Consider the following 19958-nt stretch of genomic DNA (forward strand, 5'->3'; position numbering starts at 1 on the left):
GACAGCATTGGAATCCCCGCCATTCTCTTCCAATACTTTGACGCTACCGCAACGCAGGACGCGAACCCAATATATCGGAGCCTATTCTCAGGTGTGTCGCCCCCGCCCTGACAGCGGACTCCAGGTCCTGGCTCATGCCCGCGGAAATCCCCGAAGCTGCGGGGTGGTCCTTGAGTAGCCGGGCGGAAATTTCGGCCAGTTTGCCGAAGGCCGCATCAGGATCCGAACCCAGTGGCGCCACCGCCATCAGGCCGGCGAGCACCAGCCCCGGCGACCCCGCCACCTGGTCCGCCAGCGCGGGAACCTCCAGCCGGGCCGCACCGCCGCGGTGGCTTCCGGCGTCCTCGTCCAGGCTTACCTGGATAAAGCACTCCAGCGGGCCCCTGCCGGTCCTCTCCTGCTCAGCGGCCACGGATTTGGCGAGGGCTGCTGCCAGCTGCGGCCGGTCCACGGAATGAACAGCATGGGCGTAGCGCACCACGGACTTTGCCTTGTTGCTCTGCAACTGCCCCACAAAATGCCACCGAAGCCGGAGTTCTTTCAGGCTTGCTGCCTTTTCAGATGCTTCCTGGTCCCGGTTCTCCGCAACATCGGTAACACCAAGGGCCGCCAGCCGGCGCACGTCGTCGGCAGGGTGGAACTTGGTGACCACGATCAGCTCCGGCGGGTTGGCCTGGCGGCCCGCGGCTTCGGTCGCGGCCTCAATCCTCCGCCGGACCGCGGCAAGGCGCTCCCCGATTTGCATCAGGCGGGGGTCATCTGCGGCCGTCACGTCCAAGGGCTCACTCACCGGTCCACACCAGCCCGGCAAACCTGCCCGTGTCCGGGTCGCCGCGGTATGAGAAGAGCCTGTCAGTTTCAAGGGTGCAGGGTCCGGAATACTCCACGGCAACCCCGTTGCCTTCAAGCTGGCTGCGTGCACCGGCCGGAAGATCCAGGCCGGGAGTGCCCCGCGACGTCGTGCACCAGGTCGCAGGTACGGCCGCCGCCACATCCGCCCTCATTTCCTCGGGCACCTCGTAGCAGGATCCGCAGATCGACGGGCCGATCCAGGCCCGGATGTCTTCCGCGCCCTCGGCCCGCATCCGCGCCACGGTCGCGGGGATGACGCCGCCGGCCACGCCCGGGCGACCCGCATGGGCTACAGCCAGGACCGGCCGTCCTGCTTCTGTCTGCCCGGCAAGGACGACGGGCACGCAGTCCGCCACCATCACGGCAAGCGGACGCCCGGAGGACACCATCGCGTCAGCGGTGGGACCCCCTGCGCCAGCGCTGCCCGCCGTGGCGACCGCCACGTCGCCGATGGGGGTATCGCCGATATAAGCCACAGCATTGCCGTGGACCTGGTTCATGTACTGGAATCCTCCTGCCCCCAGGCCTGCTTCAGCCTCCAGGAGTCCCCGCCGAAGATGCACTTCGGCCGGGTCATCCCCTACGTGCAGGGCAAGGTTTCCGGCCCGGGCGTCAGTGAATGCCACCCAGACGCCGGGCCGGACTTCGGTTCGCCACCAAAACAATCAAAACACCGCTAACTGACGAGCTGACAAATCGTCCTGCCGGCCCTACTTCAGGAAGTCGGGAACATCCAGGTCGTCCGAGCGGCTGCCGGACAGGTCCGGCTCCACAACGGAGGGAAGGTCGACGTCGAAACCCGAGTCCGCGGGGACGGCAGAGGGGCGCTGCTGTCCCCAGTTGCTCAGGCCGGAGGCGCCGATGCCGGCGTGGACCGGCTGGACGTGCTGGGCCGGCGCCTGCGCGGGGGCGGGAGCCGAGGTAGGCGCTGCCGGGCGCTGGGGCGCTGACTGGGGCTGGGACTGGTCCATGGACGGCGACGTGGCTTTGACGTCGTCGAAGCCTGCGGCGATGACCGTTACGCGGGCCTCATCGCCGAGGGCGTCGTCGATGACGGCACCGAAGATGATGTTGGCTTCCGGGTGGGCCACTTCCTGGACCAGGCGCGCAGCTTCATTGATCTCGAAGAGGCCCAGGTCCGAGCCGCCCTGGATGGACAGCAGGACGCCGTGGGCGCCGTCGATCGATGCTTCCAGGAGGGGCGACGCAATGGCGAGTTCGGCCGCCTTGACGGCGCGGTCCTCGCCACGTGCCGAACCGATGCCCATGAGCGCCGACCCCGCACCCTGCATGACCGACTTGACGTCTGCGAAGTCGAGGTTGATCAGGCCGGGAGTGGTGATCAGGTCGGTGATGCCCTGGACACCGGACAACAGGACCTGGTCGGCGGAGCGGAATGCATCCAGCACGGAGACGTTGCGGTCGCTGATGGACAGCAGCCGGTCGTTGGGAATGACGATGAGCGTATCGACTTCGTCGCGGAGGGCGTCGATGCCTGCCTCGGCGGAACCTGCACGGCGGCGGCCCTCGAAAGTGAACGGGCGGGTGACCACACCGATGGTGAGCGCGCCGAGCGAACGTGCGATGCGGGCCACGACAGGGGCGCCGCCGGTTCCGGTGCCGCCGCCTTCGCCGGCGGTCACGAAGACCATGTCGGCGCCGCGCAGGACCTCCTCGATTTCGTCGGCGTGGTCCTCGGCGGCCTGCTTGCCGACCTCAGGATTCGCGCCGGCGCCGAGGCCACGCGTCAACTCGCGGCCAACGTCAAGTTTGACGTCGGCGTCGCTCATGAGCAGAGCCTGGGCATCGGTGTTGATTGCGATGAATTCGACACCGCGGAGACCGACTTCGATCATGCGGTTGACTGCGTTCACGCCACCGCCGCCAATGCCGACGACCTTGATGACGGCCAAGTAATTCTGCGGAGCTGCCACGTTACGTGTCCCTTGTTCGTGTCCTATTGCGAAAACTGATGGAGTCTTGCTTGAAGCGTCAAACCTTAACCTTCGACTTGAAGGTTATAGTTATGTCAAGTAACTCATGTTGTGACGCTATTTCCTATGCCTGAGACATTCAATGACCTGCTCCGCGTGTCGTGGGAATACCCGCTAAATACAGCAGGAACCCGCTTTCACTACGGAAACCGGCCCGGTGCATCGGCAGGGTTGGTCAGTGTTTGCCCCGGTGCCTCCCGGCGCTTTCCCGGGTGCTCGACCACTATCGTGTCACGGGATGCCGGGGAACGCTGACATCGTAGACCCGGACCGGGTTCTTGGGATCGGCGGGCGCTTTGAGCAAGGCCGCGAGCACCCTGGCTTTGAGCTCCTTCTCCCCCGCATTGCCCCAGACGATCGTCTGTCCGTCGACCAGTTTGAGTTCGACGGCGTCCACGGACTTCGCCGAGGCATCGGACAGCCGGGCGAGTACGTCGGCCGGAAGGGCGGCCAGCACCGCGGTGATGGCCTTGAACAGGTCCTTGCCGATCACACCCGCCCCGCCGTCGATCACGGGCAGCTGGACGCTTCCGGGGTCCTGGGTGGTGCCCAGCTGCACCCCGTCAACGTCAACCAGCTGGAAGGCGTCCCCCTGTTTCACCAGCGCCACCGGGGTGCGTTCATGGATGTGCACCACCAGCACTGACGGCGGCCGCGCCTCCGTGGTCACGTCCTTGACCTGGACGAGCGGCTGCAGCAGCTGTTTCACCTCGTCGTCGTTCACCTGCGGCAGCGGCTTGCCGTGCAGCGGCTCCAGCGCAGCCTTGACCTGTTCAGGCGTCAGCATTTTGGTGCCGTCCACGGAGACTGTCCGGACGGCGAACACCGGCGAATAGACGGCGGCCGCCAGCAGGCCGGCCACCAGCGCCGCAATGATGCTCACGGCCAGGATGAGGTTCCGCCGGACACGCTTGCCTTTGGGCTCAGGGAAGGACAGTACATTGGCGGCAGGGCGCTCGGGCGTGGCTGCGCGGTCGGCTGCGGGTGCGTCCTTGGAAGCGGAAATCACGTCCGCGTGGCCGTTGCCGGGTTCGGCCTTTCCCTTGGGGGCGGACCTGCCGGTCTTGTATGTCGGCCGGCGCGTGCTAGCCACCCGGCGCCTCCGCCAGCAGTGCCTGGACGATCATCGGGCCATAGGCGGTGACGTCGCCCGCGCCGGCCGTAAGCACGATGTCCCCGGGTACCGCGTTCGCCACAATGGCCGGGACTGCGTCCTCGGCAGCGACAAGCCGGCCGCCCGTGGAAAGGCGGTCCGCGATCAGTTCACTGCTGACTCCCGGAATCGGATCTTCACGGGCCGGGTAGATGTCCAGCACGAGGGCGGTGTCAGCGGCGTTGAGGGCTTCGGCGAACTCGGCCGCGAACTCCCGTGTCCGGGAAAACAGGTGCGGCTGGAACAGCACGTGCACCTTGTGGTCGCCCGCCACGGAACGGGCAGCCGACAACGCCGCCCGGACCTCCGTGGGGTGGTGGGCGTAGTCGTCGTAGACCCGCACTCCCCGCCCCTCCCCCTTGAATTCAAAGCGGCGCGATGCTCCGGAGAAATGGGCCAGGGCGCTGGACGCCGCCTCGGGCGCAACACCAAGTTCCAGTGCCACGGCAAATGCCGCGGCAGCGTTGAGTGCATTGTGGCGGCCGGGGACCTGCAGTTCCAGCGCGAACCGTCCCGCAGGGGTGGACACCCACACGTCTCCCGGTCCGCCGTCGTGCAGCCGCAGCTGCGAATCTTCGGCGGTGCCGTAGGTGACCACCCGGGTGTTGCCCCGTGCGCTGGTCCGCTCCGCGAGGGCGCGGGCGCCGGCATCATCGGCGCACGCCACGAGGACGCCGTCGGCCGGGAGCAGTTCCGTGAAACGGTCGAACGACTCGTAGACGGCTTCCGCGGTTCCGTAGTAGTCAAGGTGGTCGGGTTCAACATTGGTGACAACGGCGATGTTCGGCCGGTAGTTCAAAAACGATCCGTCGGATTCGTCTGCCTCGGCGACAAAGACGTCGGACGTGCCGCTGGCAGCGTTAACCCCCAGGGCCGGAACGTTGGCGCCGATGGCAAACGTCGGGTCCAGGCCGGCACGCTGGAGCAGCACCGTGACCATGGACGTAGTGGTTGATTTTCCGTGCGTTCCGGCAACCGTGACCACACGGTCGCCCGCCATCGCGGCCGCCAGCGCCTCCGAACGGTGCAGCACGGGCAGCCCGGCGTCACGGGCGGCCTGGAGTTCCGGATTGTCCGCCCGGATGGCGGAACCTGCCACCACGGTCTGGGCGGCCCCCACGTTGCCGGCGGCGTAGCCCACGCGGATGCCGGCACCCGCGGCGGCCAGGTCTGCCATCACCGGGAGGTCCTTGGCGTCGGAGCCCGTCACCGGGACACCGCGGGCCACCATGATGCGGGCAACGGCCGACATGCCCACGCCGCCAATGCCGATGAAATGTACGCGGCCCAGGGATTCCATACTCCGCTGGCCGGCGCCTGCCGTTGACGTGGTCATTTGCTTACCGCTTCCAGGACAAGATCAGCCATGCGGCGATCTGCGTTTCGGATACCCAGGGACTCTGCGCTGGCTGACATCTTGGCCAGCCGGGCAGGATCTGACAGCAGGGGGATGATTTCGCGGGCTACCCATTCGGGCGTGAATGCGGCATCGTCCACCATCAGCGCCCCTCCCGCCGCCACGGGACCGGCCGCGTTCAGTGCCTGTTCACCGTTGCCGATAGGGAGCGGAACGAACACTGCCGGAACCCCAACGGCCGCGGTCTCGCAGACGGTGGCTGCCCCCGCGCGCCCCACCAGCAGGTCGGCAGCGGCGTAGATGTTCTCCATGCCGTCGACATATTCCACCTGGCGGTAGCCGTCGGCAGCCAGCGGTTTGCCGTCGTCGTCAAGAACGGCTTTGCCCTTTCCGGTGATGTGGAGGGTTTGGATTCCTGCCTCGGCCAAGGCGTGCACGGACGCCGCGACGGTCCGGTTGATGCTCTGCGCCCCGGACGATCCGCCTGTGACAATCAGGGCCGGCTTGTCCTGGTCCAGACCCAGCAGTGCGCGTGCCCCGTGCTTTGCGGCGGCACGGTCCAGCCCGGAGACTTCCTTGCGCATCGGCATGCCGACGTGACGGGCGCCCGGGAGTTTGGTGCCGGCGAAAGCAACTCCGACATGGCGGCTGAACCGGGCGCCCACCTTGTTGGCCAGGCCGGCCCGCGTGTTGGCTTCATGAATGACGATGGGGAGCTTACGGCGCCGGGCGGCGAGGTACAGCGGCGTGCAGACGTAGCCGCCAACACCGACCAGCACGTCCGCGTGGGCGTCGTCGAGGATTTTTCCGGCCTGCTTGACCGCGCCGGCCAGCCGTCCGGGAAGCCGCAGCAGGTCCAGGGAGGGCCGGCGGGGAAATGGCACCCGGCTGATGGTGGCCAGCTCAAGGCCCGCGGCGGGGACCAGCCTGGTCTCCATCCCGCTGGGCGTTCCCACTGCCAGCAGGCGAACGTCCGGACGGACGTCCCGTACCGCGGCCGCTATGGCCAGCAGCGGACTGATGTGCCCCGCTGTTCCGCCGCCGGCAAGGACTACTGACAAAGACTCGGCATTCATTAAGTGCTATTTACGCTTTCGTGTGGGGTGTGGGCGCCCGCCCTTGGTGCGGAACTTGAGCAGCCGCTTGGGCTGGACGCTTGGCGCCATCTGTTCCCGCGCCAACGACAACACTACGCCGACGGCACACAGCGACATCAGCAGCGCCGAACCGCCGTAGGAAATGAACGGCAGCGGAACTCCGATGACAGGAACGAGTCCGGTGACTACGGACATGTTGACAGTGGCCTGGCCCAGGAGCCACACCATGATGGTCCCGGCAAGGACACGGTGGAACAGGTCTTCCTGCGCCACCACCACGCGGTAGATCGCGGCACCGAGGATGGCAAAAAGGACGAGTACGACGACGGTGCCTACCAGGCCGAGTTCCTCGCCAATGATGGCGAAGATGAAGTCGTTGTGGGCTTCGGGGATCCAGCTGTACTTCTGCCGGCTTTGGCCGAGGCCCACTCCGAACCAGCCGCCGGACGCCAGCCCGTACAGCCCGTTGGTGGCCTGGTAGTTGGCGTCGATGCCGTTCGCGCACGACTCGCCGGTCCACCAGGACGTGATGCGGCACATGCGGTTTGAACTCGTGACGGCCATGACGGCTGCTCCGGCAGCGCCGAGCAGCCCGGCAATGCCAAAGAAGTAGAGCGGGACGCCGGCGAAGAACAGGGCCGCAGCCACCATCATCATGATGATCATGGCGGTGCCGAGGTCGTTGCCCACCAGGACCAGTCCGATGATGATCATGGCCATGGGGACGGCCGGGATAGCAACGTGCTGCCAGCGGCTGAGCAGCTTGCCCTTCATGGCCAGCACGGTAGCCATCCAGAGAGCGAGGGCAAGTTTTGACGCCTCCGACGGCTGGAAGGTGATGCCGCCGAGGTCGATCCAGTTCTTGTTGCCGTTGACCTCGTCGCCCACCACTTGCACGAGGACCAGCAGGACCAGCGCCGCTCCGATCGCCGGCCAGGCCAATCGTTTGAGCCAGACCACATTGATCCTGGACAGCACGAACATGGTGAAGATGCCGATAGCGGCGAACATGCCCTGCTTGAGCGCCGCCGTGTAGGGCGACTCCCCCGCGGCAATGGCTTCGACACTGGAGGCGGAAAGAACCATCATGATGCCGATGGCCGTGAGCGCAAGGGTGGAGCCGAGGATCAGGTAGTACGTGGATCCGTTGCGTGACTTTCCATTGCCTTCCAGCTTCGCCCAAAAGCTCCGGTGCAGGCTGCGAAGCCGGGCCAGCGGAGGCACGTGGCCGGTCCTCGAAGCGGACGGAAGCCGGTTTGCGCCCCGTGGCTTGGCAGCCGGGGCACGGGTGGGCGTGCTGACCATTGTTACTCCTCGCCGGTCTGAGCCTGCCCTTCCACGAGCCCGCGGACGGCTTCAATGAAGGCGTCACCACGGTGAGCGTAGGAAGAGAACTGATCCATGGAAGCAGCCGCCGGGGCCATCAGCACAGTGTCCCCCGGAGCGGCCAGCTGTGCCGCTGCGGCAACGGCCTGGGCCATCACAGTTTCCCCGTAGATTGGCGAGGGCACTGTACCGGCGTCACCCGTTTCGGCGGACTGCACATTTTCAGTGTCGCCCTTGGTGCGGCCGATCACGGGGACATCGGGTGCGTGTCGCTTGAGGGCGGCCGTCAGCGCCGTTGTGTCCGCTCCGATCAGGACGACGGCCTTCAGCCGGGATGCCTGCTCCTGGACCAGTTCGTCGTAGCTCACACCCTTGGAGAGTCCGCCGGCGATCCAGATGACGTTGCTGAACGCCGACAGGGATGCTGCCGCGGCGTGCGGGTTCGTTGCTTTGGAGTCGTTGATCCAGAGCACATCGTTGTGGCGGGCAACAAGCTGGATGCGGTGCTCGCCCGGGATGTAGCTCTTCAGTCCCTGCCGGACGGCCTGCGCTTCGACGCCGTATGCCCGGACCAGTGCCGCCGCTGCCAGGGCATTGGCCACCATGTGGCGCGGTGCCACCGGGCCGAGGTCCGCCATGGCGGCAAGCTCGGCGGCGCTGTCCTTGCGTTCGGCGATGAAGGCGCGGTCCACAAGGAGTCCCTCGACCACGCCGAGCATGCTGATGGCCGGGGTTACGGTGGTGAAGCCCACGGCACGGCAGCCTTCCACGACGTCCGCGTCCTCCACCATGCGTTCGGTTTCGATCTGCTCGGCGTTGTAGATGCAGGCTTTCTGGGTCCGCTCGTAGACCTTGGCTTTGTCCGCCAGGTAGGAAGCGTAGGAGCCATGCCAGTCCACGTGGTCCTCAGCGACGTTGAGGCAGACGCTGGCGACCGGCGAGACGGAGTGGCTCCAGTGCAGTTGGAAGCTCGAAAGCTCTACGGCGAGGACGTCATACTCCACCGGGTCACGCAGGGCGTCGAGGATGGGCGTTCCCACGTTGCCGACGGCAATGGCTTTGAGTCCGGCCGCCTGAAGCATGGACTCGGTCAGGCCAACAGTGGTGGTCTTTCCGTTCGTTCCGGTGATGGTGAGCCAGTCCGCGGTCTTGCGGCCCTCCCGCTCACGCACCCGCCAGGCGAGTTCCACGTCGCCCCAGACGGGGATGTGGGTCCGGGCAGCCAACGCGAGCAGGGCCTGATCCGGACGCCATCCCGGGGACGTCACAATGAGATCCGGCTTCTGGCCGTCAATCTTCGGCATGGCGTGCACGGCGTCTTCGCCGAGGAGGACGTCAACGGCACCAACAATTTTCAGGGTGTCCGCCTGGGCCCGGGCTATCGGACTCGTGGCGGCGTCGACCACCACAACCCGGGCGCCGAGTTCGATCAGGGTGTCGGCGGCGGCGAACCCGGAGACGCCAATTCCCGTGACAACGACCCGGAGGCCGGCCCAATCGGAGTCCCAGCTCACGAGGTTCTCGAGGCGGGGCGACGTTGCCAGCGGCGACGGTATAGGACTGCTCACAGCAGGACCACCCATTCTGCGTAGAAGATGCCAAGGCCGGCGGCGACGAACAGGCCGCCGAGGATCCAGAAACGGACCACTACGGTGACTTCCGCCCATCCCTTGAGTTCGAAGTGATGCTGGAGCGGTGCCATTTTGAAGAAGCGCTTGCCCTTGGTGATCTTGAAGTAACCCACCTGGATGATCACTGACAGCGTGATCAGGACGAACAGGCCGCCGATGAAGGCGAGCAGCAGTTCGGTCCGGGACAGGATGGCGAAACCGGCAACCGCGCCGCCGATGGCCAGCGAGCCGGTGTCGCCCATGAAGATCTTCGCCGGCGACGTGTTCCACCACAGGAAGCCGACCAGGGCTGCGCTCAGGATCGCGGCAAGCAACGCCAGGTCCAGCGGGTCCCGGACGGAATAGCAGCCGCCGCCGGCCTGCCGCGGGGATCCGCAGGCCTGGTTGCTCTGCCAGATGCCCATCAGCGTGTAGGCACCGAACACCATCACCGATGCCCCTGCCGCGAGCCCGTCCAGGCCATCAGTGAGGTTCACGCCGTTGGTGGCCGCCGTGACGATCAGGTTGGACCACAGCACAAACAGGATGGCGCCGAGGACGGAACCGCCGAACGCAAGGTTCAGCCACGGGATGTCACGCACCAGCGAGATCTGGGTGGACGCCGGAGTCACGCCGTCGGCATTGGGAAAGTTCAACGCCAGGATGGCGAAAATAATGCCCACAGCACCCTGCAGAATCAGCTTGGCCTTGGCATTGAGGCCAAGGCTGCGCTGCTTGGAAATCTTGATGAAGTCGTCCAGGAATCCCACCAGCCCCATCCCCACCATCAGGAACAGCAGCAGGAGCGCGGACGCCGACGGTCCGGCCGACCGCGGATTAACCATCCACATGATCAGGTGGGTCAGCGCGTAGCTGAGCAACACCGCCATGACCACCACGGTGCCGCCCATGGTCGGGGTGCCGCGCTTCGTGTGGTGCGACGTGGGACCGTCGTCCCGGATGAACTGGCCGTAGCTCTTCCGTACCAGCAGACGGATGAACAGGGGGGTTCCCACCAATGCAAACAGCAGGGCCAGGCCAGCGCCGATCAGCAGTGCAATCACAGCGACTCGCTCCCTTCATTGGCGGTTGCTCGGACATGTGGGGGTAATGCTATCCGATCACCCAGATGCCGCAGTCCCACGCTGTTGGAGGACTTGAAGAGGACCAGGTCGCCGGGTTCCAGTTCCCGCTGGAGCAGATCGTAGGCTTCGTCCACTGACTCCGTAAAGACGCATTCGTCGCCCCAGGAGCCCTCGTTGACGGCGGAGACATAGAGCGACCGTGCCTCCCGGCCAACCACCACGAGGCGGGCAATGTTGAGCCGCACCACCTGCGTGCCGACTGCCATATGCTCCCGGATGGACTCGTCGCCCAGTTCCAGCATGGCGCCGAGGACGGCCCAGGTGCGGCGTCCGCGGCCGAGGTCCGCCAGTGTCCGCAGGGCGGCACGCATCGATTCAGGGTTGGCGTTGTAGGCATCGTTGATGATGGTCACGCCGTCAGGCCGCTCGGTGCGTTCCATCCGCCAGCGGCTGGCAGCGGCCTGTGAGCTGAGGGACGCCGCGATCCGTTCCGCCGGGACGCCGGCGGCGTAGGCCGCGCCGGCGGCTGCCAGGAGGTTGGTCACATGGTGCGCACCGATCAGCCGGCTGCGGACCTGGTGTCCGGCGGCTTCGCCGGGGAAACGAAGTTCGAACTCGGGATTACCGGCTGCATTCGTCTCCACGTGCACGGCCCGCAGTCCGGCGGCAGGGACGTCCTCTGCGGACTGCGCGGAGAATCCCAGGACGTTCGCCTTGGTCCTGCTCGTCATGGCGGAAACGCGGCCGTCGTCGAGGTTGATCACGGCCGTACCGCTGTCCGGAAGGGCCTCTACGAGTTCGCCCTTGGCAACGGCGATGTTGTCCACGCCGCCGAACTCCCCGGCATGGGCGGTACCGATGCCCAGGACCACCCCGATGGTGGGCCGGACCATGTCGGCGAGGTAGCGGATGTGGCCCACCCCGGTGGCGCCCATTTCGATCACGAGGTAGCGGGTGTCGAACCCTGCCTTGAAAACGGTCAGCGGAACTCCCACTTCGCCGTTGTAGGAGCCCTGGGGCGAGACCGTGGTGCCTTCGGCAGCAAGGATCCCGGCGAGGAGGTCCTTCGTGGTGGTTTTGCCGGCCGAGCCGGTGATGCCGATAACGGTGAAATCCGACCCCTCGGCCTCACGGCGGGCACGGATCCGGCGCACGGACTCGGCGGCAAGGGCGCCCATGGCGAGGACCGCGTCCTCCACCACAATGGACGGATACGGCTTGCCGGAGTCATCCGCCACGTCCCGCTCCACCAACGCCAGGACTGCGCCGCGCTCAAAGGCTGCACCAGTGAAGTCGTGGCCGTCGGCGGCCTCACCGGGCTTGGCTACGTAGAGGGACCCCGCCATGGCCTCGCGGGAGTCCGTGACCACTGCCGAGGGCGTAATGGTCGGATCGGCGGCAAGGCGGCCGTCAGTAATTTCGGCAATTTCCGCCGCAGTAAATGCAATCATCTCGGTCTAGGACTCTATCCGCTGGTCGTTCAGAACGGTGAATCCGCGGGCTGTCAAGGCCTCGCGGAGCTCCACCCTGTCGTCGAGCGCCAGGTTGACGCCCTTGACTTCCTGCCAGACCTCGTGCCCGCGCCCGGCCACAAGGATGGTGTCGTGCGGATGTGCCATGTCCACAGCCTGCCGGATCGCCGCGTCGCGCGGGAAGGACTCCAGGATCGTGCAGCCAAGGCCGTCGGTTTCCTTGGCCTCCAGGGCGCCGGCCAGGACGTCTGCACGGATGGCAGCGGCGTCCTCATCGTGGGGATCGTCATCGCTGACAATGACCACGTCCGCCAGGCGGGCGGCGATGGACCCCATGGCAGGCCGTTTGCCCTGGTCCCGCTGGCCGGTGGCCCCAAAGACCACGATCACCCTTGAGCCGGGCTCAGGTGAGCGGACAGCTTCCAGCGCCCTCTGCAGGGCGTCCGGGTTGTGGGCGAAGTCGACGACGGCGGCCGGCGCCGTGGAGACGAGCTGCATGCGTCCCGGGACGGCCACGGTGAAGGGATCGGCCGAGTCGAGGGCTGACTGCAGCGTTGCGGCGTCAACTCCGCTGGCAAGGACCATAACGGTTGCGAGGGCTGCATTGGAAACGTTGAAGCTTCCCGGGAGACCCGTATGGACCCGGAGTTCCGTTCCATCGCGGTGCCGCAACAGGAAATCCGTGCCGAGCCCCCGGGGCGCGGTGGCCGCGACGGTCCAGTCAGCGGACTCCGCCGGCTCGTTGCCTTGCGCCGTCGCCAGGGTGGTGACCGGAATTCCGGCAACGGAAGCGAGCCGGCGGCCCCATTCGTCGTCCACGGTGACCACGGCTGTCTTGGCGTGCGGGGGCGTGAAGAGCTCCGCCTTGGTCTGGAAATACTCGTCCATGGTGCCGTGCAGGTCGAGGTGGTCCTGGGTGAGGTTGGTGAACCCGGCGACGTCGAACTCAACCCCGTCCACGCGGTGGAACGAGATGGCGTGCGAGGAGACCTCCATGGAGGCAGCGTCGAGGCCACGTTCGCGCATCAGGGCCAGCAGGGCGTGGACGTCGGTGGACTCAGGCGTGGTCAGCAGGCTGGGAATCGGCTCACCGCCGGCCAGGATCTCAATGGTGCCGATCAGGCCGGTCCTGCGGCCCAGCGCCTGCAGGAGCGCGTTGATGAAGTAGGTGGTGGTGGTCTTGCCGTTGGTGCCGGTGACGCCGAACAGCGAGGGAGCAGCGCCGCCTTCCGGCCGGCTCTGGTAGATCAGCGCGGCCAGGCCGCCCACGGCGCCGCGGGGCGCGTCAACCACGAGGACCGGCACGGGAGTGTCCGCGGACAACGCCAGGAGCCTGGCGCCGTCGTCGTCTGTCAACACTGCCACAGCCCCTGCGTCGACAGCCTGCGACACAAAGTCCGCTCCGTGCCGGGTTGCCCCGGGAAGGGCGACATAGAGGTCGCCGGGCGCCACGGTACGCGAGTTGAGGGAAATCCCGGTGACGGGAACGGAGCTTGACGCCCCGGGAACGACGACGCCGACCGACTCGCCGATGGTGCCGAGCGGCACCGCCGCAACGGCGGTGGGGCGGAACCCGGAACCGGGAACCGTGCCGCTCGTTGCGTCTGTACTGCCTGGGGCATGGTGCTCTGACAAGTGGATCTCCGTTGGTGCTAGTGGATCACACCGGGCGTAGGGGAAGTTCCCCTGGTACGTACGATGTAGTGGGCGTGCTATTTGACGTACTGGGGCAGCCTGACCGGCTCGCCCGTCGACGGCGGAACGTTGTACGTCCGCAGGGCCTGGCTCATCACGGAGCGGAACACCGGACCATTGGTAATTCCGTAGATGCTGCCTTTGGGACGCTGCAGGACAACTTCAACAATAAACCGCGGATCGTCCATCGGCGCCATCCCCACCATGGAGGCCGTGTAGCCGCAGTACCCTGACTTGCCGTCATCGCATGGCGATTCGGAGGTTCCGGTCTTGGCGCCGACGCGGTAGCCGTCAATGGCCGCATCCTTGATCTGGCCCTCGGTCACTGCGCTCTCCAGGATGTCCCGCACCTGCTGCGCGGTTTCCTTGGACACGATCTGTCGACTTTCCTTCGGCGGGACTTTCTCTTCGGTTCCGTCGGGGCTGATGTAGCTGTCGATCAGGCGCGGCTGGAGCATGACGCCGTCGTTGGCAATGGACTGGTAGGCGCGGACGGTCTGCAACGTGGATTGCGACACGCCCTGGCCGAAGAGGACGGTGTATTCCTGCCGGCCGTCCCACTGGTCGGCCGGGGTGAGGATGCCGCGGGCTTCGGCGGGAAGTCCGATCTCGGGGGCTTCGCCGATGCCGAACTTCTGCAACCAGTCGTGTCGCTGTTCCTTGGTGAGCCGCTGCCCGGCCATGACGGTTCCGGTGTTCATGGACCAGCCAAGAATGCCGGCCAGCGTCCGTTCCTCGGTCCCGTGATCGAAGGAGTCCGTGAACACCTGGCCGTCGACCACGTACGACGACGGGATGGTGAACTTATCCAGCGGGCTGGACTTGCCTTCCTCGATGACGGCGGCGGCAGTGATCATCTTCTCCACAGACCCCGGTTCGTAGGCCGCCGTCACGGAGCGCACGCCGCGGTCCTTGGCGTCCACTTTGCCGGGATCATTGGGATCCGGAGAGTTGGTGTCTGCCATGGCGACGATGTTGCCGGTCTTGATGTCCTGGACAATGATGACGCCCCACTCGGCGCCCAGCTTGTCCGACTGGTTCTGGATGGCCTGCTGCGCAAAGTACTGGAGGTCGGAATCGAGGGTGAGCCGGATGTCCTTGCCGTCAACGGCGGGAGTCAGTTCGTCCACGCCGACAGGGATGCGCAGGCCGTCGGCGCCGATTTCGAAGAGCCTCTTACCGGGGGTTCCCTTGAGGACCTCGTCCTGGGTCTGCTCCAGTCCCGCCTGGCCGGTGGTTCCGTCCTGCAGGAATCCGACGATCCCCCCGGCCACCGAGCCGTTCGGGTAGACACGCTTGCTGGTGCCGACGGTAACTATTCCCGGAATCTGGAGCTTGGAGATCCGGTCCTCCATATCCGGCTTGAGGTCCTTGGCAACAATGTAATAGGGCTTCTCCCCCGTCAGGGCGTCCTTGATGTCCTCGGAGTCCTGGCCCAGCAGGGAGGCCAGTTCCTTGATGCCCTGGTCCCTGGAAACGGTGACGAGCTCCTCTTTATCGCCGACTGTGTCCAGTCGCTTGAAGGACTCCGTCTTGGTGTTGACGCGCTGGTCCACCACGACGTTATAGCGGATCACGCTGTTGGCGAGGACCGTCCCGTCCGCGTCAAGGATGCTCCCGCGCTCGGCAGGAAGCTCGATGGGAGTGAGCCGGTTGTTCAGCGCGGCCTCAGCCATACCGCCTATGTCCAGTCCCTGGACCATGAACAGCTTGCCGCCGACCACCAGCAGCAACGCAAGCATCATGCCCAGGCCGAGGCGGAGCCTTCTGGTGGCGTTGGGCACTTTTGCGGTTTTCTTCTTGCCGGTGCGCTGTGCCACGGTGAGTCCTTGCTGCTTGCTTGCTGGTGGTCAGTCCCGTCGGTTACTGTCCCGGCGTCCTCTGCTGCGGCGCCGGAACGGATCCGCCGTGAAGATTAACCGCAGGCTTCTGGGCAGCCGCGGCCGGTGCCGGTGCTGCCGGTGGAGCGGCCGCTTCCGGGGCGGCCGCTTCCGCCGGTTTGCGGACGGCCAACGGTTCCTTGGTGGTGGCGGGAGGAACCACGGTCAATTGCCCGGCGACTGCCGGCGCAGCAATGATCGCTCCGGGCTTGTCGCCCTTGACGGCCGGTTTGGGCGTGCCGCTGACGGTCAGCGTGGACAGGTCGATCTGGCCCTTGCCGGTGGAAGCAACCATGCCCAACTCCGTCGCCTTGGCCGCCAGGTTCTGCGGAGCATCAAAGTTCTGGACCTGCTGTGTCAGGTCCTGGTTCTGCTTCGTCAGGGTGGACTGCTCACTGCGGAGCTGCACCAGCTGGTACTGGGCTGTGGAGACGGAAATGTTCAGGACAAGGACCGCCATGAGCGCCACGGCCAGCAGGGCAAAGCAAAGTACGACAAAAGGGGCCCTGCGCTTGCGCGGCGTCGAGCGGACTACGGACAGCGGGGTCCGCAGCTTCCGTTCGGATCCTCCCGCGGGCTTGAGCCCCGTGAGGGCACGGGCCGCCGTGCCGGACACGACTGGGAAGTTCTTGGCAGCGGCGGTGCTCATGCGGCCCTCCTGGCTCTGATTCGTTCAACTGCACGCAACCGGGCGGACGCTGCGCGTGGGTTTTCGGCGATCTCATCGGCGGTGGGCACCTCGGTGCCCTTAGTCAGGGTCTTGAGTTCGGGCTTGTGCTCTTCCAGTTCCACCGGGAACCCCAGCGGCGCGGACGACTTGGAGCCGGCCTGGAAGACCTTCTTGACGATCTTGTCCTCCAGCGAGTGGTAGGACATGACCACAACACGGCCGCCCATCGCCAGCGCGTCCACGGCGGCAGGAACGGCGCGTTCGAGGACCTCGAGTTCTTCGTTGACTTCGATCCGCAGGGCCTGGAAGGTCCGCTTGGCCGGGTGCCCGCCGGTCTTTGCCGCCCCGGCCGGAACCACGGCACGGATGGTGTCAACCAGTTCGCCGGTTGTGGTGAACGGTTTTACCTCACGCGCGGCCACGATGCGGTTGGCGATCCTGCCTGCGAACTTCTCCTCACCCCATTTGCGGATGATGCGGACCAGGTCCTCTTCGCTGTAGTTGTTCACAACGTCCGCGGCCGTCTGCCCGCGGCTGGTGTCCATCCGCATGTCCAGGGGTGCATCAAAGGAATAGGCAAAACCGCGTTCACGCTCGTCCAGCTGCAGGGATGAAACCCCCAGGTCCATGAGGACGCCGTGGACCTCCGTGATGCCAAGGTCCCGGAGAACGTCAGGTATTTCATCGTAAACAGCGTGAACCAGGTCCGTGCGGCCGGCAAAGGGCTTCAGACGCTCGCCGGCCAGCGCCAGAGCCTCTTCGTCACGGTCGATCCCGACCAGGTGGAGGTCAGGAAACCGCTGGAGCAGGGCTTCCGAGTGCCCGCCCATTCCCAGGGTCGCGTCGATGACCACCGGCGTCTCGCCGCGGCGGAGGGCTGCTTCTATTCCAGGGGCCAACAAATTGATGCACCGGTCCTTGAGGACCGGTACATGGCGTTCGGACGTGGGCTTTGGCTGGTTGGGATCGCTCATACCTTCGTCCTTTCGTGCCTGGTTGTCTGCCGTGGTGGGCCTCGGTGCGCTTCTTGAGCCAGATCCCCATCCGCGCCTATCCAAGCGTCCGCCTGGCTCCGGGGAAGTGAGCCAGGACAACGATCGGATGGGCGGCTGGAGATCTCGTTCAAGAAACGCTTGCCTTGTCGCCTCCGGGACTCAAAAGATTCCCGGGATTGCGTCGTCGGTTTCGGAGAAGGAGGTTTCCTTTTCCGCCAGGTACTCGTTCCAGGCCTGGGCGTCCCAGATCTCCGCCCGGGAGCCGGCACCGATAACGGCGAGCTCCCTGCCAAGACCTGCGTACGCCCGGAGTGCGGGAGGAATAGTCACGCGCCCCTGCTTGTCAGGTACCTCGTCCGAGGCTCCAGAGAGAAAAACCCGGATGTAGTCACGAGTCTGCTTGGAGGAGATGGGCGCCTCCCGCATTTGCTCGTGAATCCGTTCGAATTCCCGCTCACTGAAGACGTAGATGCAGCGTTCCTGGCCTCTTGTGAGTACCAGTCCGCTGGCAAGTTCCTCGCGGAACTTCGCTGGGAGGATGATTCGCCCCTTTTCGTCCAGACGCGGCGAGTGAGTGCCAAGAAACATGGCCACCCGCCTGTCTGTCGTCAGGAGCAGCACGTCCCCTGTGCTGCCACTACCCTCTTACTTGCTCCACTTTACTCCACATCGCTCCACAGTCAACGCGACACGGAAGATTCATCCCGGGATTGGAGGAAACCTCGCCGCGAAATACCGGGGTTTTGGGCCGGTGGTGGAAAGTGGAGGGATTATGGCGCCGCGGGGCGCGCCAGGGTGCGTGGGAACGTCCGACGGCGGGCGTCAAGGCCCCTGCGCCTGTTCCGATCCCTGACAACCGGGGGCTTTAAATGCAAAAGACCCGCATGGGCGGGTCTTCCTGCAAGCTGCACCAGGGCAGGTGGTGCGAAGTGGAGGTTAGCTGACGGCCGTCACGCGAAGGCTGTTACGGTTCGCCGCGGCGGCGTTCGTCCCAGCGTTCTTCGAGGCCGCTCATGAAGGAGCTGCGCCCCTTGCCGCTTTTCTTACCGCCGGTCGATTTTGCCTTGCCGGCAGCGGAGCTACGCATCGTTGCGAAATAGACTCCGGCTCCCATCACAATGAATCCGAGGACACCGACAAAAATGCTCTGAAGTGATACGCCCACCAGCAGGAGGAGGACACCGGCCAAGGTGGCCAGCACGCCGATCACGATGTGGCGCGTGGACCAGTTACGGCCCGGATCCGATCCCATTGAGTTGGCAAACTTCGGATCGTCCTCGTGCAGCTGCTTCTCCAACTGCTCGAGCAACTTCTGTTCGTGCTCCGAGAGCGGCATCACGACCTCCTTAAGTCGGCCAACGTCCGGACGTGCCGTGGCCTCTGTGCTGTCAATCCGATAACGACCGGGATGCGCAGGAGGTTCCCGGCACCCGCATATCGGACGACCTGACTCCACGCATTCGGACGAAGGGCTGATCCAGAAGACCTTTAGGCATGTCCAGACGTTCGAAATCTATGTATATCTAAGGATAGTTTGTTGCGCCCTGTTCTGAAAGACACTGCTCAGTTAGTCAGCGGCGTTATGAGGGTCCAGCAGCCGCGCAGGAAGCACTGACTTCGAGCCGAACTTCTCCGCCACCCTGTCCAGGGCTTGTTCCGCGGCCCGCCAGTTATCATCACGGCGGTCAAAGCTCAGCTGGAGCGAGGTCTGGGCCGCGTCCTCGAGTTGCTCGGCCCTGACACCGACCAGACGGACCGTCATGGCCCGCGGACCGAGCGATTCGAGGAGCTGCACGGCCACGGCATAGATCAGTTGCGCACTGTCCACCGGGGCGTGCACCGTCCTGCTGCGCGTGATGGTGGAAAAGTCGGTGTAGCGGAGCTTAAGCGAGATCGTCCTGGCCACCATCCCCGTGCTTCGGAGACGTTCGGCGGTGCGGTGCGACAGGCGCAGCAGCTCGCGGTGCAGGAGTACGTCGTCGGAAGTATCCACGGCAAACGTTTCCTCGGCACCGATGCTCTTCTCCAGGCGGACCGGAGTCACGGGCCGGGGATCGATTCCCCAGGAGAGCCGGTACACGTGCTCCCCCGATGCGCCGAGCAGCTTTTTCAGTGCGGACGGCGGGGTAGCGGCAACATCAGCCACGGTGCGGATTCCCATGCGGGCCAGCACCTCTCCCGTCTTCGCTCCCACACCCCACAGCGCGTTAACCGGAAGACTGTGCAAGTAGGCAACGGTTTCATCCGGGCCGATCAGCAGGAGCCCGTCCGGCTTGCAGCGGGTGGACGCGATCTTGGCCACGAATTTGCTGGCCGCAATTCCCACGGAGGCTGTGATGCCGAGCTCTTCATGCACGCGCCGCCGTATGATCCCGCCGATCTCCCGGGGGCTCCCGAGCCGCCGGATCGCCCCGCCAACGTCAAGGAAGGCTTCGTCCACGCTCAGCGGCTCCACCAGGTCCGTAATCGAGCCGAAGATTGCCATCAGCTGGGCGGAGACCTCGTAGTAGAGCTTGTGCCTTGGCTCGATAATGACCGCCGAGGGGCACATGCGCGCCGCCACCGCCATGGGCATCGCGGATTTGACACCGAATTTCCGGGCCTCATAGGAAGCGGAAAGCACCACCGAACGGTCCGCCGGGTAACCAACAATCACCGGTTTTCCGCGCAGCTCAGGACGGCTCCGAAGTTCCACCGAGACGAAGAAGGCGTCCATGTCCACATGCATGATGCTGCTTCGACGGAGCTCCCGGAGGGTCGCTTCGAGCTGCT

At 65.6% G+C, this 19958-nt stretch carries 17 protein-coding genes; all 17 read right to left on the bottom strand.

Going from position 1 to position 19958, the window contains the following annotated elements; genetic code table 11:
• Positions 1-43: 43 nt before the first annotated feature.
• The 17 genes from RW112_RS12790 to dinB all read right to left on the bottom strand — a co-directional run bounded on the left by RW112_RS12790 (position 44) and on the right by dinB (position 19914).
• Entirely contained in the window at positions 44-745 is a 702-nt protein-coding gene (locus RW112_RS12790) for a YggS family pyridoxal phosphate-dependent enzyme (RefSeq protein ID WP_317782200.1), read from the bottom strand.
• A gap of 37 nt (positions 746-782) precedes the next feature.
• Positions 783-1517, bottom strand: coding sequence for a polyphenol oxidase family protein (locus RW112_RS12795; RefSeq protein ID WP_317782127.1), 735 nt, complete (start codon positions 1515-1517; stop codon positions 783-785).
• Between the two features lie 45 nt (positions 1518-1562).
• Positions 1563-2786: a cell division protein FtsZ gene (gene ftsZ / locus RW112_RS12800; RefSeq protein WP_317782128.1), complete on the bottom strand. Its 1224-nt coding sequence runs from the start codon at positions 2784-2786 to the stop codon at positions 1563-1565.
• A 283-nt stretch (positions 2787-3069) separates the two neighbouring features.
• A complete protein-coding gene (locus tag RW112_RS12805; protein WP_317782129.1) occupies positions 3070-3939 on the bottom strand; it encodes an FtsQ-type POTRA domain-containing protein in 870 nt (289 codons plus the stop codon).
• Positions 3932-5335 (bottom strand): UDP-N-acetylmuramate--L-alanine ligase, encoded by a 1404-nt coding sequence (gene murC, locus RW112_RS12810; protein ID WP_317782130.1) that lies wholly within the window; start codon positions 5333-5335, stop codon positions 3932-3934. Before murC ends, RW112_RS12805 begins: the two co-directional genes overlap by 8 nt.
• Positions 5332-6432 carry an undecaprenyldiphospho-muramoylpentapeptide beta-N-acetylglucosaminyltransferase gene (murG, locus tag RW112_RS12815; RefSeq protein WP_317782131.1) on the bottom strand — a complete coding sequence of 367 codons (1101 nt, stop codon included), beginning with the start codon at positions 6430-6432 and terminating at the stop codon, positions 5332-5334. The genes murC and murG overlap by 4 nt, the downstream gene beginning before the upstream one ends.
• Before the next feature lie 6 nt (positions 6433-6438).
• Complete coding sequence (gene ftsW / locus RW112_RS12820) at positions 6439-7758, bottom strand: putative lipid II flippase FtsW (protein ID WP_317782132.1); 1320 nt, start codon at positions 7756-7758, stop codon at positions 6439-6441.
• Between the two features lie 2 nt (positions 7759-7760).
• Positions 7761-9362 (bottom strand): UDP-N-acetylmuramoyl-L-alanine--D-glutamate ligase, encoded by a 1602-nt coding sequence (murD, locus tag RW112_RS12825; RefSeq protein ID WP_411709899.1) that lies wholly within the window; start codon positions 9360-9362, stop codon positions 7761-7763.
• A complete protein-coding gene (mraY, locus tag RW112_RS12830) occupies positions 9344-10453 on the bottom strand; it encodes a phospho-N-acetylmuramoyl-pentapeptide-transferase (RefSeq protein ID WP_305940505.1) in 1110 nt (369 codons plus the stop codon). The genes murD and mraY overlap by 19 nt, the downstream gene beginning before the upstream one ends.
• Positions 10450-11925: a UDP-N-acetylmuramoyl-tripeptide--D-alanyl-D-alanine ligase gene (locus RW112_RS12835; protein WP_317782134.1), complete on the bottom strand. Its 1476-nt coding sequence runs from the start codon at positions 11923-11925 to the stop codon at positions 10450-10452. The genes mraY and RW112_RS12835 overlap by 4 nt, the downstream gene beginning before the upstream one ends.
• A gap of 6 nt (positions 11926-11931) precedes the next feature.
• Positions 11932-13581, bottom strand: a complete 1650-nt coding sequence (locus tag RW112_RS12840) for a UDP-N-acetylmuramoyl-L-alanyl-D-glutamate--2,6-diaminopimelate ligase (RefSeq protein WP_317782135.1) — start codon at positions 13579-13581, stop codon at positions 11932-11934.
• A 77-nt stretch (positions 13582-13658) separates the two neighbouring features.
• Positions 13659-15461 (bottom strand): penicillin-binding protein 2, encoded by a 1803-nt coding sequence (locus tag RW112_RS12845; protein ID WP_317782136.1) that lies wholly within the window; start codon positions 15459-15461, stop codon positions 13659-13661.
• 43 nt (positions 15462-15504) lie between these two features.
• On the bottom strand, positions 15505-16170 hold the full coding sequence (locus tag RW112_RS12850; RefSeq protein ID WP_317782137.1) for a hypothetical protein: 666 nt from the start codon (positions 16168-16170) through the stop codon (positions 15505-15507).
• On the bottom strand, positions 16167-17165 hold the full coding sequence (gene rsmH, locus RW112_RS12855) for a 16S rRNA (cytosine(1402)-N(4))-methyltransferase RsmH (RefSeq protein WP_317782138.1): 999 nt from the start codon (positions 17163-17165) through the stop codon (positions 16167-16169). The genes RW112_RS12850 and rsmH overlap by 4 nt, the downstream gene beginning before the upstream one ends.
• A 180-nt stretch (positions 17166-17345) precedes the next feature.
• Positions 17346-17774 (bottom strand): division/cell wall cluster transcriptional repressor MraZ, encoded by a 429-nt coding sequence (gene mraZ, locus RW112_RS12860; RefSeq protein WP_028271726.1) that lies wholly within the window; start codon positions 17772-17774, stop codon positions 17346-17348.
• Positions 17775-18150: 376 nt separating this feature from the next.
• The gene (locus RW112_RS12865) at positions 18151-18522 is read right to left on the bottom strand and encodes a DUF3040 domain-containing protein (RefSeq protein ID WP_317782139.1); all 372 of its coding nucleotides are present in this window, start codon (positions 18520-18522) and stop codon (positions 18151-18153) included.
• 231 nt (positions 18523-18753) lie between these two features.
• Positions 18754-19914 (bottom strand): DNA polymerase IV, encoded by a 1161-nt coding sequence (gene dinB / locus RW112_RS12870; protein WP_411709906.1) that lies wholly within the window; start codon positions 19912-19914, stop codon positions 18754-18756.
• Between the last annotated feature and the right edge of the window lie 44 nt (positions 19915-19958).

Origin of the sequence: Arthrobacter sp. B10-11, from assembly GCF_033142195.1 — a bacterium.
Lineage (GTDB): Bacteria > Actinomycetota > Actinomycetes > Actinomycetales > Micrococcaceae > Arthrobacter > Arthrobacter oryzae_C.

Coding starts and splice junctions, on each gene's coding strand:
- RW112_RS12790 (WP_317782200.1), bottom strand. CDS start 745: ATGCAAATCGGGGAGCGCCTTGCCGCGGTCCGGCGGAGGATTGAGGCC.
- murC (WP_317782130.1), bottom strand. CDS start 5,335: ATGACCACGTCAACGGCAGGCGCCGGCCAGCGGAGTATGGAATCCCTG.
- murG (WP_317782131.1), bottom strand. CDS start 6,432: ATGAATGCCGAGTCTTTGTCAGTAGTCCTTGCCGGCGGCGGAACAGCG.
- ftsW (WP_317782132.1), bottom strand. CDS start 7,758: ATGGTCAGCACGCCCACCCGTGCCCCGGCTGCCAAGCCACGGGGCGCA.
- murD (WP_411709899.1), bottom strand. CDS start 9,362: ATGGGTGGTCCTGCTGTGAGCAGTCCTATACCGTCGCCGCTGGCAACG.
- RW112_RS12835 (WP_317782134.1), bottom strand. CDS start 11,925: ATGATTGCATTTACTGCGGCGGAAATTGCCGAAATTACTGACGGCCGC.
- RW112_RS12850 (WP_317782137.1), bottom strand. CDS start 16,170: ATGAGCACCGCCGCTGCCAAGAACTTCCCAGTCGTGTCCGGCACGGCG.
- rsmH (WP_317782138.1), bottom strand. CDS start 17,165: ATGAGCGATCCCAACCAGCCAAAGCCCACGTCCGAACGCCATGTACCG.
- mraZ (WP_028271726.1), bottom strand. CDS start 17,774: ATGTTTCTTGGCACTCACTCGCCGCGTCTGGACGAAAAGGGGCGAATC.
- RW112_RS12865 (WP_317782139.1), bottom strand. CDS start 18,522: ATGCCGCTCTCGGAGCACGAACAGAAGTTGCTCGAGCAGTTGGAGAAG.
- dinB (WP_411709906.1), bottom strand. CDS start 19,914: ATGCATGTGGACATGGACGCCTTCTTCGTCTCGGTGGAACTTCGGAGC.